Genomic DNA, 13,466 nt, shown 5'->3' with positions numbered 1-13,466 from the left:
CGTACCGGGTAACCCCGGGAGGGGGGAAAGGAGGCCAAATGGCAGGGCTTAGCGCGGAGGCCACGGCGGAAATCCAGCATCTGGAGGCCATGATCGCCCGCCTCGAGGCGGGGGAGGCGGACCTCGAGGACTTCCGGATCTACCGCCTAAAAAACGGCATCTACGGCATCCGGGGCAGGCCAGAGCACCACATGGTCCGCATCAAGCTTCCCGTGGGGCGGGTCAGCCCCGAGGCGCTAAGGGTCCTGGCGGACGTGGCCGAACGGTACGCGGAAAACCGGCTGGCCCACGTGACCACCCGCCAGGCGGTCCAGCTCCACCACGTCCACCGTCGGCACCTGCCCGAGGTCCTGCGGGCGGTGAACCAAGTGGGCCTCACCACCCGCGAGGCCTGCGGCCACTCCATCCGGGCCATCACCTGCTGCCCCTACGCCGGCGTCTCCCCTGAGGAGCCCTTTGACGTGACCCCTTACGCCGAGGCCACCTACCGCTACTTCCTCCGCCACCCGGTGGGGCAAAACCTGCCCCGCAAGTTCAAGATCGCCTTTGAGGGGTGCGCCACCGACCACGCCCGCACCCCCATCCACGACATCGGAGCGGTGGCGGCCCTGGAAGGGGGCCAAAGGGGCTTCCGCATCTATGTGGGCGGCGGCCTAGGGGCCGCTCCCATGAGCGCCGAACTCCTGGAACCCTTCACCCCCGAGGAAGACCTCCTCCCCACCATCCTGGCGGTCCTCCGCCTCTTTGACCGCTACGGCAACCGCAAGGTGCTCACCCAGGCCCGGCTCAAGTTCCTGGTAAGGAAGTGGGGGATCGCCGCCTTCCGCGAGGCGGTGCGGGAGGAAAGGCGCATCGTGAAGCTCACCGCCAGCGGGGAGGACCTAAGGGCCTGGCAACCTCCCCAGGACCCCCCTCCCCCACGCCTCCCCTCCCCTCCGAGGAAACCCTTCTCCTTCGCCCCGGGGTTTGACGAGTGGCGCCGGACCAATCTCTTCCGCCAGAAGCAGGCGGGGTACTTCACCGTGACGGTGCGCCTGCCCCTGGGGGACATCACCCCGGAAGGGCTTAGGGCCCTGGCAGAGATCGCCGAGGCCTACGCTGGGGAGGTGAGGAGCGCCATCAGCCAAAACCTCCTCCTTCGCTTCGTGCCCGAGGAGGCCTTGGGCGGGCTTTACGAGGCCCTGCTCCAGGCGGGCCTGGCCCATCCCCAGGCCCACACCCTCCTGGACATCACCCGTTGCCCGGGGGCCGACACCTGCAACCTGGCCATCACCCACTCCCGAGGGTTGGCCCGGGCCCTGGAGGCGCACCTCCAAGCTCTTCCCCTGGTCCAAGACCCCAGGGTGCGGCCCATCAGCCTCAAGATCTCCGGTTGCCCCAACTCCTGCGGCCAACATCACATCGCGGACATTGGCTTCTACGGGGCGAGCCGCAAGGTGGGGGAACGGGAGGTGCCCCACTACACCCTGCTCCTGGGTGGGGGGACACGGGAGGGGGAGGCCCGCTTCGGCCAAGTGGTGGCCCGGATCCCCGCCCGGCGCGTCCCCGAGGCGGTGGAGAGGATCCTAAGGCGCTACCAGGAAGAACGGCAAAACGGGGAAGGCTTCCAAACCTTTTTGGAACGGGTGGGGGTTACCTCCTTCAAGCCCCTTCTTGAGGATCTCCAAACCGTTCCTCCCTACGAGGAGGCCCCGGAGTACTACCAGGACCTGGGGGCGGAAGGGGAGGCCTTCCAAGTGCGGCTGGGCCGGGGAGAGTGCGCGGGGTAAGGGGGGTTAGGAATGCGCATCGCCTATGCCGGGCTCAGGAGGAAGGAGGCGTTCAAAGCCCTGGCGGAAAAACTGGGCTTTACTCCCCTTCTCTACCCGGTCCAGGCCACGGAAAAGGTGCCCGTCCCCGAATACCAGGACCACCTGCGGCGGCTAGGGGAAGGGGTAGACCTCTTCGTGGCCACCACAGGGGTAGGGGTCAAGGAGCTGATGGAGGGGGGGCGGGCCCTGGAAATGGACCTGAGGGAGGGACTCGGGAAGGCCCTGCGCCTGGCCCGAGGGGCCAAGGCCGCCCGGGCCCTGAGGGAGTTCGGCCTGCCTCCCCATGGGGTGGGGGACGGCACCACGCCAAGCCTCCTGCCCCTCCTGCCCCAAGGGCCAGGGGTGGCGGCCCTCCAGCTTTACGGCAAACCCCTGCCCCTTCTCCAGCAGGCCTTGGAGGCAAGGGGGTACGAGGTCCTTCCCCTGATGCCCTACCGGCACCTGCCGGATCCCGGCGGCATCCGCCTCCTGGAGGAGGCCATCCTTTGCGGCCAGGTGGAGGCGGTGGCCTTTGTGGCCGCCATCCAGGTGGAGTTCCTGTTTGAAGGGGCCCAGGACCCCGCGGAGCTGAGGCGGGCCTTCCAGAACGGGGTCAAAGCCCTGGCCGTGGGCCGGGTTACCGCCGATGCCCTCAGGGAGTGGGGGGTGAGGCCCTTTTACGTGGACGAAGGGGAGCGGTTGGGAAGCATGCTCCAGGGGTTCTTACGCCTGTGCCGGGAGGAGGTATGACCTACTTTCCCCTCATGCTGGACCTACGGGATAGGCCCGTCCTGCTCATCGCCGGCGGGCCGGAAACGGGGGCCAAACTCGGGGCCCTCCTCGAGGCCCAGGCCAAGGTGACGGTCCTGGCGGAAGCAAGGGACGCGGACCGCTGGCGCCTGGCGGACCTTGCCGCGGAGGGCCGGATCCGCCTCATTCCCCGGGGCTACCGGGAAGGGGACCTGGAGGGCTTTTACCTGGTGGTGAGCCACCCCCGGGACAAGGCCATCCATCCCCAGGTGAGGGCGGAGGCGGAGAGGCGAAGGGTGTTTCTGGTGGCCGTGGACGACCCGGAAAACGCCACCGCCATCCTCCCCGCGGTGGTGCGCAGGGGAGAGCTGGTGCTGGCCCTTTCCACCTCTGGCGCCGCCCCCGCCTTGGCGGTGCGGCTGAAGGAGCGTTTGCAACACCTCCTGGGCCCAGAGTACGGGGAGCTGGTGGCCTATCTGCGCGCCTTAAGGCCCAAGGTGGCGGCGATCCCTAGCTTTGAGGAGCGCAGGCGGCTTTGGTACCGGCTGGTGGATCTGGCCTTGGAGGAACTGGACCGGGATCCAGAAGGAGGTCTGGCCAAAGCCCAAGAACGGGTAGAGGAAGCGCTGAGGGAGGTTGCGCCATGGATAAGGTGAAAAGCGCCAAGGCCCTCATCCGGGAAGCGTTGGCGGGGAGCCAAAAGCCATGCTTCACGTGCAGTTTCCAGGCGGAGGACGTGGCGGTGCTCCACCTCCTCCTGGAGGAGAGGCCCGATATCCCCGTCCTCTTCCTGGACACCGGCTACCACTTCCCCGAGGTCTACGCCTACCGGGACGCCCTGAGGGAAAGACTGGGCTTCCAGCTCCTCAACCTCACCCCAAGCCTTTCCAAGGAGGACCAGGAACGCCTTTACGGGAAGCTCTACGAGACCGACCCCACCCGCTGTTGCCAGATGCGAAAGGTGGAGCCCCTCTTCCGGGCGCTGGAGGGCTACGACACCTGGTTCACCGGGCTCAGGCGGGAACAGTCCCCCACCCGGGCCAACCTGAAGCCCGTGGAGGAGGCCATCCTGCAAAGCGGCCACCGGCTGCGAAAGGTGAACCCCCTTTACGACTGGAGCCTCAAGGAGGTCTTCGCCTACTTGGCCGTGGCCGACCTTCCCTACCTGCCCCTATATGATCAGGGTTACCTCTCCATCGGCTGCGCGCCCTGCACCGCCAAGCCCCTGGACCCCAAGGACCCCCGTTCTGGCCGCTGGGCGGGCAAGGGCAAGCTGGAGTGCGGCATCCACCTGCACGAAAAGGGGGAGTAGATGGCCTTTCTTTTGGGCTTTCTCATCGCCTTTGCCATCGGCGTCACCGGGGTGGGGGCCGGCACCGTGACCGCCCCCCTCCTCATCCTGGCCCTGGGCCTGCCCCCGGAGGCGGCCGTGGGCACCGCCCTCCTCTTTGGCTTTTTGGTGAAGCTCCCCGCCGCCACGGTCTACCTTCTCCGGGGACAGGTGGCCTGGACCCCCTTGGGCCGCCTGCTCCTTGGGGGGATACCCGGGGTCTTGTTGGGAAGCCTCATCCTGGCCCACCTCAAGGGGGCAAAGGACCTGGTCCTCCTCCTGGTGGGGTGCACCGTGGTCCTGTCGGCGGGGCTCGGCCTCTGCCGGAGCCTAAAGGGGGCTCCCCAGGGCCAGGACCGGCCCCAGGTGCTGCCGCCCGCCGCCTTCGGGATTGGCCTCGAGGTGGGGTTCTCCTCCGCCGGGGCCGGGGCCTTGGGCACCCTGCTCCTCCTCCACGCCACCCGCCTCTCCCCGCAACGGGTGGTGGGGACGGACATCCTCTTCGGCCTAGCCCTGGCCCTCCTGGGGGGTGGGGTGCACCTCTATTTTGGCCAGGTGGAGCCCGACCTGCTCATCCCTCTGAGCACCGGGGGGGTGCTGGGCGCCGCCCTGGGGGCCCTTTTGGCCACCCGGATGCCCAAGAAGCCCCTGCGGCTGGCCCTGCTCCTTTGGCTCCTCTTCCTCGGGGCACAGCTGGTCTACCGGGGGGTGGCCCATGGGTAGGGTCTTCCTGGTGGGGGCAGGGCCCGGGGACCCCGACCTCCTCACCCTTAGGGCCCACCGGCTCCTGAGGGAGGCCCCCGTGGTCCTCCACGACCGGCTGGTGGACGAACGGGTCCTCTCCCTCATAAGGGGGAAAAGGGTGGACGTGGGCAAGGAAGAAGGGGAAAGCGGGAAGCAGGAGGCGATCCACCGCCTGTTGCTCCGCTACGCCCGGGCCTACCCCTTCGTGGTCCGGCTCAAGGGTGGGGATCCCTGCGTCTTCGGCAGAGGGGGCGAGGAGGCCCTCTTTCTGGCCGCCCACGGGGTGGAGGTGGAGGTGGTACCCGGGGTGAGCAGCTTCCTGGCCACGGGGCTCCCCCTCACCCACCGCGGCCTAAGCTCCGGCTTCGCCGTGGTGGCTGGGGTCCTGGAAAACGGGGGCTACCCAGACCTCAGCCCTTACGCCAAGGCGCCCACCCTGGTGGTCCTCATGGGGGTGAAGCGCAGGGCCTGGATCGCTCAGGAGCTCCTGCGCCTTGGGAGGCACCCCGAGGAACCCAGCCTGTTCGTGGAAAGGGCCACCTCCCCCGAGGAGCGCCGGGTGAAGGCCCGCCTGGGGGAGGTGGCGGAAGGAAGGGTGGAGGTGGCCGCCCCCGCGGTCTGGGTGATCGGGAAGGTGGTGGAGGTCCTTTCGGAGGCAAGAAGCGCAAGGGCTTGGACCCTCGAGGAGGTCCTGCGATGAGGGAAACCCTACGCCAGATCCCCATTGGTGAGGACGAGAGGCTAGACCTGGAGAACCTGGCCACGGGGGCCTTCCATCCCCTAAGGGGGTTTATGACCCGGGAGGAAGCCCTATCCGTGGCCTACGAGATGCGGCTCCCCACGGGAGAGGTCTGGACCCTGCCCATCCTGCTTCAGCTCCGGGAAAGGCCCCGGGTGGGCAAGGGGGACCAGGTGGCCTTGACCTATGGGGGCGAGGCGGTGGCCGTCCTCCAGGTGGAGGACGCCTACGAGCTAGACCTTAGGGACTTGGCCCGCCAGGTCTTTGGCACGGAAAGCGAGGCGCACCCGGGGGTTAGGCGGTTCTACGCCAAGGGGACCTACGCCCTAGGGGGGAGGGTGGAGGTCCTGAGGTGGAGGCCTCGAGGGGCCTTGGAAAAGACCCCCGAGGAGGTGCGGGCCCTCTTCCGGCAAAGGGGGTGGCGGAGGGTGGTGGCCTTCCAGACCCGCAACGCCCCCCACCGGGCCCACGAGTACCTGATCCGGCTAGGGTTGGAGCTGGCGGACGGGGTCCTGGTCCACCCCATCCTGGGGGCCAAAAAGGAGGACGATTTCCCCACGGAGGTCATCGTGAAGGCCTACCGGGCCCTCATTGAAGGGTTTTTGCCCCAAGACCGGGTGGCCCTCCTGGGCTTGGCCACCCCCATGCGCTACGCCGGGCCCCGGGAGGCGGTCTTCCACGCCCTGGTGCGCAAGAACTTCGGGGCCACCCACTTCCTGGTGGGCCGGGACCACGCGGGCGTGGGGGAGTTCTACGACCCTTACGCCGCCCACCGCATCTTTGACGCCCTTCCACCCCTGGGCATAGAGATTGTGAAGGTGGGGGCGGTCTTCCACTGCGCCCTCTGCGGCGGCATCGCCTCGGAAAGGACCTGCCCTCCCCACCACCAAGGGGGGCGGACCTCCATCAGCATGACCAAGGTGCGCTCCCTCCTGCGGGAGGGCAAGGCGCCGCCCCCCGAGCTGGTGCGCCCCGAGCTGATTCCCCTGCTCCTCGAGGGCGCCTGAGGGCCGGCGCCTGGGGGCACCCCGCTGGGGGGCCAAGTACCCCCGCGTAGACCTTGCCCCACCCCCCTCCCCAAACGCTTCCCACCTCTCGCAGCGCTCCCGTAGCCCCGCCCCCTCCACCAGGCGCAAGGGGCGCTTAATCCCCCTCCCCCGGCAAGGGCCAGGAGTGCAGGGCCCGCAGCCGGGGAGTCTTCTTGTGCTGGTGGGCCTCCATGCGGCGCAGGATGCCGTCCAGGAGGCCCACCGCTTGCTGGAGGAAGGGGCCTTGGTTGAGCATCACCACCTCCGCCCGGGCCCCCATCACCGCATCCGCCAGCTCCGCCCGGCTGGGGGTGCCCTTCCGCACCAGGCGGTCCAGCACGTGGGTGGCCCAGACCGCGGGGGTGTGGGCCGCCTCCAGGAGCCAAAGGAGCTCCTCCCCCACCTCCGCCGCCCGCTCGGGGCCGAGCTCCACCCCCAGGTCCCCCCGGGCGATCATGGCCGCGGTGGGGAAGCGGAAGGCGGCGGCCAGGAGGGCGGGGAGGTTGGCCACAGCCTCCCGGGCCTCCAGCTTCAGCACCACCCCCGCAAGCCCTTGGGGGAGGGAGGCCAGGTCCTCCTGGGTACGCACGAAGGAGAGGCCCACCAGGGCCCCCACCTCCTGGGCCAGGGCCAGCACCCGCAGGTCCCGCACCCCCAGGTAGGGGGTCCCGGGAGCCAGGGGGGCGTTCAGGGCCCGGCCCGTCTTCAGCTTGAAGCCCTTGGGCGGGGCGTAGGCCGCCCGCAGGAGGAAGCCGAAAGGGGCTGCCTCCAGGACCTCCGCCACCAGCCGCCCCTCGTCCAGGGAAAGGCGGTCCCCCTCCCGGAGGGCAAGCAGCCCGGGGCGGTCGGGGGCGAGGGCAGGTAGCCCGGGAGGGGCCTCGCCCCCGAGCTCCAGGGCCAGGAGGTCCCCCGTCCGCACCCGGGCCGGCTCCCGGACCACGGCCCGGAGCCTGGGCCCCTCGAGGTCCAGGAGGAGGGGCAGGGGGCGGCCCAGGGCCTCCCCGGCCTCCCGCAGGGCCCCCAGAAGGGAGGGCCAGGCCTCCCCGGGGAGCTTGCCCAGGTTGAGCCGCACCGCGTCCATCCCCGCCCGGTGGAGGGCCAGGATGCCCTCGGGAGAGGCCATCTCCACCGGCAGGGTGACCAGGACCCGCACCGTGCGCCCGGGGCGGGAAGGGCCGAAGAGGGCCTCGGTCCGCACCTCCAGAAGCCTCTCCCCCGCGAAGAAGGCCTCCGGGTCCTGCCCCCCGGGGTAGGGTGCCTCCCCCACCAGGGAGGCCAGGGCGTGCTCCAGGGCCTGGAGGGTCTCCGCCACCCGGCTCTCCAGCCGCCCCAAGGAGGAGAGGCCATGGGCCATCAGGGCCCGCTGCAGGGGCCTGAGTTCCCGCCGCCGCAGGGCCCGAACCTCCGCCAAGAGGCCAAGGGCATCCATCAGGTCCAGCTTCCCGCCCCTAGGTCAGAATCCTGTCAAGGGCCCCTGACCCTCCCCTGACAACCAGGCCTTACGCTCAAGCCATGAGGATCCTGGTGACCAACGACGACGGCATCTATAGCCCTGGCCTTTGGGCCCTGGCGGAGGCGGCCAGCCACTTTGGGGAGGTGTTCGTGGCCGCCCCGGAGGCGGAGCAGAGCGCCACCGGCCACGCCATCACCATCGCCCACCCCGTGCGGGCCTACCCCCACCCCTCCCCCCTGCCCGGCCCCCACTTCCCCGCCTACCGGGTGCGGGGCACCCCCGCGGACTGCGTGGCCCTGGGCCTCCACCTCTTCGGGCCCGTGGACCTGGTCCTCTCCGGGGTGAACCTGGGGAGCAACCTGGGCCACGAGATCTGGCACTCGGGCACCGTGGCCGCGGCCAAGCAGGGAAGGCTTTTCGGCCTCCCCGCCGCCGCCTTCAGCGTGCCCCTGAACGGGGCCACCCCCGACTTTGGCCACCTCAAGCCCTGGCTGGTGCGCACCCTGGAAACCCTCCTGCGCCTGGAAAGGCCCTTTTTGGTGAACGTAAACCTGCCCCACAGGCCCAAGGGCTTCCTCTGGACCCGGCAGTCCGTGCGCGCCTACGAGGGGCTGGTGGTGCCGGGAGAGGACCCCATGGGCCGGCCCCTCTTCTGGTTCGCCGCCAAGCCGGTCCGGGAGGCGGAGGAGGGTACGGACCGCTGGGCGGTGGAGCACGGCTTCATCGCCGCCACCCCCTTGCGCCTGGACCTGACCGACGAGGCCAGGCTCCAACCCGCCCTGGCCCATGATTAGCGTCCTCATCCCCACCAAGGGCCGCCCGGGGATGCTGCGGGAGGCCCTTTTGTCCCTCCAGGCCCAGACCTTCCGCCACTGGGAGGCGGTGGTGGTGGAGGATGGCGAGGGCGAGGGGCTGGAGGTGGTGCGGGCCCTGGCGGAACCCCGGGTGCGGGGCCTATGGAACGGGGGCCGGGGGCAGGTGGAGGCCCGGCTCACCGCCCTGGGGGTGGCCCAGGGGGAGGCGGTCCTCTTCCTGGACGACGACGACCTCCTCCTGGACCCCGCCTACCTGCACCGGGCCTGGCGGGCCCTGGCCCAAGGGGCAGGGGTAGCCTACGGGGAGGGGGTCCTCCTCCTGGAGGCCGGGGAGATCCCCTTTGCCCCAGGGGAGGTGGGGCCTTGGCTTCTAAAGGACAACCGCCTCCTGGCCTCGGGGACGGCCCTCCGGAAGAAGGCCCTTTGGGAGCTGGGCGGGCTGGACCCCGCCATGGGGGACTACTGGGACTGGGACCTCTGGCTTCGGGTCTACCGGGCAGGGCTCCCCTTCCGCTACCTGAAGGGCCGGGGGGTGGGGGTGCGGGTGCACGGGAAAAACGCCAGCCACGGGAACAGGCGGGAGGAACGGGCCCTATACCTGGAGCGCCTGCGGGCCAAGCACGGCTTAGGGCCCATACCCCTCAAGGACCACCTCCAGCTGGCCCTACAAGGTGGCCCCCTCCCCTAACCCTGGCCCAAGGCCAAGACCCCGTCCTGGCATGCGCCACGAGGGGGGCCCAAAAGGGCTTGGGATCTGGCTTTTTTCCCAGCTATTGAGGCCACCCCCAGGCACCGGCCCTTAGGCCAAGGCGGGGAAGCGCCTCGGCCAGGCCCCTTCCCCGCTCGGCCAGGAGGACCTCCCGGAAGGCCAGGGCCTCCCCGTCCGTGGCCTGGAGGAGGTAGGCCGCAAGAAGCCCCAGGAGGACCTCCAGGTCTTGCAGCCCCCCCAAGACCTCCTGCAAGGCCTTCTCCCGCTTGCTGGAAAGCCCCAGGAACTCCTTGGCGTAGCGCACCCGCCTGAGGGCCCGGCGGTAGGCGTGGAGGGCCTCGAGGGAAGGATGGCGGGCCAGGGCCTCAAAGCGGCGCTCGGCCTTAGCCGTAAGCCTTCCCAAGGCCTGGCGGGCCCGCCCCTCCTCCAGGGGCGGGAGGACCGCCAGGGCGCGAAGGAGGGCCCCCGTCCAAGGGGAGGCCAAAAGGGAGGGAAGGGCCTCCCGGGCCAGGCGGAGCTCCCCTTCCAGGAAGCGGCGGAAGCCCGGGGGAAGGGCCCAGGGACCCGCCAAGGCCACCTCCAGGTCCCGCACCCGCCCCGCCCCCCGCACCAGGCGGCGGAGGTCGTCCCGCAGCACCCGCCAGCCCAGGAGGTCCAGGTAGACCCTAAGCCGCCTCCCCGCCACCCGCACCTGGTGGACCCCCTCGAGGTCCTCCCCGGAGAGGGCCAGGGGGATGTGGGCCCGGAGGTGCTCCACCCAGGCCGCGGGGCCTTTCATATCCGGAAGACCCGGGGGGGCAGGAGGGCCAGGAGGACCATGCCCCCGGGCCGGGGCTCCCCTTCCAGCCAGGCCACCCCGCCCTTCTTGAGGAGGAAGCGCCCCTCGAGGCCCCCCCGGGCCGAGGCCCCCAGGAAGTCCCCAAGGAGGAGCCAGGCCAGGAGCTCCGTGAGGTAAGGCTCATGCCCCACCAGGGCCACCCGGCCCTCCCGGGGGATCTCCGCCAGCAGGGCCTCGGAGGGAGGGGCCGCCAGGTGGGGGGTCACCCGGGTCTCCCCCTCCAGGAGGTCCGCCAAAAGCTCGGCGGTCTCCAAGGCCCGCCTCTTGGGGCTGGTGAGGATGAGGTCCAGGGCCACCCCAAGGCTCTCCAGGCCCCGCACCACCTTGCGGAACCACCGGACCCCCTTGGGGGCCAAGGGGCGCCGGTCGTCCGCCTCCTCCCCTTCCCCCTCCGGGGGGAGGGCCAGGGCATGGCGCACCAGGAATAGCTCCATGGACACATTATAGGCCCCGGGTGCCCTAAACCCCCCATGCCGCAACCCTTTGGCCCGCACTAGAGCACCGCAAACCCCTCCACCTCCGAAACCCGCCCCACGCCCAGGACGTGCACCTCACCCCCCACGGGGTAGATGCGCAGGGCATCTTGGGTTAGGTCCAGAACCCTTCTGGCCCGGGCCCGGAGATCGTTGAGGAGGTCTTCGTCCAAATAGCACTCAAACACGGAAAGCTGCACCCGCTCCCCATAACTCTTGAGGAGATTGGCCACCTTCACCCGACGGTTATCGTCCGGTATATCGTAGGCAATCGCATAAAGGCGCTTCATAAAAACAAAATACCCAGGCCAACGGCCTGGGCTGCAATCCCCTTACGGGGAAGCATCTCGTGCAACAAAAAGCCAGGGAGCTGGAAATCTGGGCATGGCTGGACAGGTCGCAATCCCCTTACGGGGAAGCATCTCGTGCAACTGGCGGCGGACTGGGAGGGCTAATATTTACCGCATAAAGTCGCAATCCCCTTACGGGGAAGCATCTCGTGCAACGCTCGGGGGCGGTGATCCCAAAATGGGCCTACTATATGGCGTCGCAATCCCCTTACGGGGAAGCATCTCGTGCAACCGGGGGCGCCACAAATACCGGCTGGGCGTTTGTGTACGCGTCGCAATCCCCTTACGGGGAAGCATCTCGTGCAACACGGGGGGCGCAAGTGGGCGCAAGCGACAAACCACGCCCTCAAGTCGCAATCCCCTTACGGGGAAGCATCTCGTGCAACTGGGTGCATGGGGGTAGGGTTATGGATAAGGAAGACCTGTCGCAATCCCCTTACGGGGAAGCATCTCGTGCAACTGGAGGTGATAGACCCTTGACGCCTTTCGGCGTGAGGTACTGTCGCAATCCCCTTACGGGGAAGCATCTCGTGCAACCCCTTGATAAGGCCGCGGCCCCAGAAGTGGAAAAACTGTCGCAATCCCCTTACGGGGAAGCATCTCGTGCAACTTGTGCGAGTCGTGCTACGACGAATACTACACGACATGTGTCGCAATCCCCTTACGGGGAAGCATCTCGTGCAACTGTACCCCCTCTAGAGCAGCGTCCTGGACGCGGCTCCCAGAGGGGGGGTTTGTGAGAAACATGAAACTTGGAATATGCATGGGGCGAATAAAGGGGGTTTTGTGGCGTTTAGCCCGATGAAAAGCCGCAGGAGAAAGGGCCGATGAAAAGGTGAGAACGCATATTGCCCTTGCCTAAGGGAAAAACTAGCTTTCAAGATCCCCGTCCGGCCCTTCGGACACCCCCATTTTAGCACCTTACTGCGGTGGTAGACTGGGTCAAAGAAAAACGGCGCGGAAATCGCTCCACACAACACTCCCCCGTACTTTCACATTTTGCAGTATCCTTAGCAGCGCAAAAACGCAGATAAGTATAGCATTGGACCCTGCCCACCTAGCCCCTCAGGAAGAAGGGCGTGTAGGGCTCCCCTTTGACGATGGCCGCCTTCAGCCTTGCGGCCTGCACCTGTAGGAGCTCCCCATAGGATTTGCGGAACCCCAGAGGATGGGTAACCTGCCTGCCCTGGCGCAGGCGCAGGGTGGCCCCTTGGGTGAGCAGGTGGAGGACCATTCAGAACTTGGGCCAAGGAGGAAGGGGCACCAGGCGGTCGTCCAGGTGGCGGATGAAGTCCCAAAGCTTCCGGTAGTCCTCCTCCCCCACGGGCCGGGTACCGTGGGCCAGAATGCTCTCGTGCCGCCCCGCGAGAAGGGCCTGAAGGCGGTTCTTCTCCCCAAAAAGCCTTTGGGCCAGGGAGCCCCGCTGGCCAAAGGCCAGGTCCAGCTCAAAGGCCGCCTCCAAGAGCTCCATGAGGCCCCGGGGCTTCAGGATGCGCTCCCGCAAGGCCTCTGGGAAGCCCTCGGGCCAGGTCTTGGGGTCCTTGAGGAGGAAGCCCAGGCGCTCGTGGACGTCCGCCTCCGCCGCCAGCTCCAGGGCCCGGTAGAGCCGGGCCAGGGCATCATCAAAGCGCCCCAGCTCCGCCCGCCTTTCCGCATTGGCCAGAAGGTCCTGGAGAAGGGTAAAGGTGGGCTTTCCCCGGGCCTCCACGATGCGGTCTAGGGCCTTTAGCCCCTCCTCCAACCCCTTCAGCACCCGCACCTTGGACCCATGCCCCCAGGACTCCGCCACCGCCAGGGCCACGGGCAGGTGCTCCCGGAGGAGGCGGCGGGCTTCCCCATGCCGGAAGCGGTCCCATTCCATGAGCCCCTGGGTCACCCCCTTCAGGGCCCGGTAAAAGCGCTCCTCGGAGGGGGAGAGGGGCCTTTGCAGCAGGGCCTCCAGCTCGGCCAAGGCCGCCCCCAGGTTCAGGCCGTTCCACGCCCGCACGAAGCCCCCCCACTCCCTAAGCCCCAGGCGGCTGGTGGGGTCCTCCAGGAGGCGAAGCCTCTCGGCCCCCGGGAGGACCCGGCCCGTGTCCGGGTCCCGCCTTTCCCCGCCCACATAGCTGAAGACCACCCCCCGCCCGCTCAGGGCCAGCACCAGGCCCGCGGTCATGGGCTTGGTGCCCCCGGTCAGGTCGGCCACGATGGCGCTGGCCTCCCACTCCAGGGCCTTCTTCAGGGCCTTGAGGGCCACCTGGTAGGCCTCGAGGAGGTTTTCCGCATCCTCCAGGAGAAGGGTGTGGTAGCGAAAGGACCCGGCGTAGTCCCGGATGAGCTCCGCCGCCACGGGCAAGGTGGCCTGGCTGGCCAGGAAGACCACCCCTTCCGGGGCGTGGTGGGCCAAGGCCTCCTCCAAGGGCGCCCGGGTGGTACCCACCGTGAGGAGAAGGACCTTCATGCCCCCA

15 protein-coding genes and 1 CRISPR repeat array are annotated in these 13,466 nt (G+C 68.8%); of the genes, 9 read left to right on the top strand and 6 right to left on the bottom strand.

Features of this window, described 5'->3' with window-relative positions:
• Nucleotides 1-38 precede the first annotated feature (38 nt).
• Genes BS74_RS12390 through sat form a run of 7 tightly spaced genes read left to right on the top strand, consistent with a single transcriptional unit; the run spans nucleotide 39 to nucleotide 6,360 of the window.
• Nucleotides 39-1,769, top strand: coding sequence for a nitrite/sulfite reductase (locus BS74_RS12390; RefSeq protein WP_038058903.1), 1,731 nt, complete (start codon nucleotides 39-41; stop codon nucleotides 1,767-1,769).
• Between the two features lie 12 nt (nucleotides 1,770-1,781).
• Nucleotides 1,782-2,540, top strand: coding sequence for a uroporphyrinogen-III synthase (locus tag BS74_RS05380; protein WP_038056731.1), 759 nt, complete (start codon nucleotides 1,782-1,784; stop codon nucleotides 2,538-2,540).
• Nucleotides 2,537-3,196, top strand: a complete 660-nt coding sequence (locus tag BS74_RS05375; protein ID WP_038056729.1) for a precorrin-2 dehydrogenase/sirohydrochlorin ferrochelatase family protein — start codon at nucleotides 2,537-2,539, stop codon at nucleotides 3,194-3,196. Before BS74_RS05380 ends, BS74_RS05375 begins: the two co-directional genes overlap by 4 nt.
• Entirely contained in the window at nucleotides 3,184-3,852 is a 669-nt protein-coding gene (locus BS74_RS05370) for a phosphoadenylyl-sulfate reductase (protein ID WP_038056727.1), read from the top strand. Before BS74_RS05375 ends, BS74_RS05370 begins: the two co-directional genes overlap by 13 nt.
• Nucleotides 3,853-4,593: a sulfite exporter TauE/SafE family protein gene (locus BS74_RS05365; RefSeq protein ID WP_038056726.1), complete on the top strand. Its 741-nt coding sequence runs from the start codon at nucleotides 3,853-3,855 to the stop codon at nucleotides 4,591-4,593.
• Complete coding sequence (gene cobA / locus BS74_RS05360; protein WP_038056724.1) at nucleotides 4,586-5,314, top strand: uroporphyrinogen-III C-methyltransferase; 729 nt, start codon at nucleotides 4,586-4,588, stop codon at nucleotides 5,312-5,314. The genes BS74_RS05365 and cobA overlap by 8 nt, the downstream gene beginning before the upstream one ends.
• On the top strand, nucleotides 5,311-6,360 hold the full coding sequence (gene sat / locus BS74_RS05355; protein ID WP_038056723.1) for a sulfate adenylyltransferase: 1,050 nt from the start codon (nucleotides 5,311-5,313) through the stop codon (nucleotides 6,358-6,360). The genes cobA and sat overlap by 4 nt, the downstream gene beginning before the upstream one ends.
• A gap of 136 nt (nucleotides 6,361-6,496) precedes the next feature.
• On the opposite strand, the gene BS74_RS05350 is transcribed toward sat, so the two are convergent.
• The gene (locus BS74_RS05350; protein ID WP_081914562.1) at nucleotides 6,497-7,810 is read right to left on the bottom strand and encodes a pyruvate kinase; all 1,314 of its coding nucleotides are present in this window, start codon (nucleotides 7,808-7,810) and stop codon (nucleotides 6,497-6,499) included.
• Between the two features lie 83 nt (nucleotides 7,811-7,893).
• Between BS74_RS05350 and surE the strand changes: the two genes are divergently transcribed.
• Entirely contained in the window at nucleotides 7,894-8,628 is a 735-nt protein-coding gene (gene surE, locus BS74_RS05345; RefSeq protein ID WP_038056721.1) for a 5'/3'-nucleotidase SurE, read from the top strand.
• Nucleotides 8,621-9,337 carry a glycosyltransferase family 2 protein gene (locus BS74_RS05340; RefSeq protein ID WP_038056719.1) on the top strand — a complete coding sequence of 239 codons (717 nt, stop codon included), beginning with the start codon at nucleotides 8,621-8,623 and terminating at the stop codon, nucleotides 9,335-9,337. Before surE ends, BS74_RS05340 begins: the two co-directional genes overlap by 8 nt.
• 82 nt (nucleotides 9,338-9,419) lie before the next feature.
• Here the strand turns inward: BS74_RS05340 and BS74_RS05335 are convergent, their stop codons facing one another.
• The 5 genes from BS74_RS05335 to BS74_RS05320 form a co-directional block, all read right to left on the bottom strand.
• Entirely contained in the window at nucleotides 9,420-10,136 is a 717-nt protein-coding gene (locus tag BS74_RS05335) for a CHAD domain-containing protein (RefSeq protein WP_038056717.1), read from the bottom strand.
• Nucleotides 10,133-10,630: a SixA phosphatase family protein gene (locus BS74_RS05330; protein WP_038056715.1), complete on the bottom strand. Its 498-nt coding sequence runs from the start codon at nucleotides 10,628-10,630 to the stop codon at nucleotides 10,133-10,135. The genes BS74_RS05335 and BS74_RS05330 overlap by 4 nt, the downstream gene beginning before the upstream one ends.
• A gap of 59 nt (nucleotides 10,631-10,689) precedes the next feature.
• On the bottom strand, nucleotides 10,690-10,959 hold the full coding sequence (gene cas2 / locus BS74_RS05325; protein WP_038056713.1) for a CRISPR-associated endonuclease Cas2: 270 nt from the start codon (nucleotides 10,957-10,959) through the stop codon (nucleotides 10,690-10,692).
• 30 nt (nucleotides 10,960-10,989) lie between these two features.
• Nucleotides 10,990-11,704: direct repeats of the CRISPR family, unit length 36 nt; unit sequence GTCGCAATCCCCTTACGGGGAAGCATCTCGTGCAAC.
• Between the two features lie 372 nt (nucleotides 11,705-12,076).
• Nucleotides 12,077-12,253 (bottom strand): hypothetical protein, encoded by a 177-nt coding sequence (locus tag BS74_RS11895; RefSeq protein WP_185747700.1) that lies wholly within the window; start codon nucleotides 12,251-12,253, stop codon nucleotides 12,077-12,079.
• Nucleotides 12,254-13,459, bottom strand: coding sequence for a TIGR02710 family CRISPR-associated CARF protein (locus tag BS74_RS05320; protein WP_038056710.1), 1,206 nt, complete (start codon nucleotides 13,457-13,459; stop codon nucleotides 12,254-12,256).
• Between the last annotated feature and the right edge of the window lie 7 nt (nucleotides 13,460-13,466).

Origin of the sequence: Thermus amyloliquefaciens (assembly GCF_000744885.1) — a bacterium.
In the GTDB taxonomy this organism is placed as follows: Bacteria; Deinococcota; Deinococci; order Deinococcales; family Thermaceae; genus Thermus; species Thermus amyloliquefaciens.
Note: the sequence above shows the minus strand (reverse complement) of the source record. Positions and strands in the feature narration are given on the sequence as shown.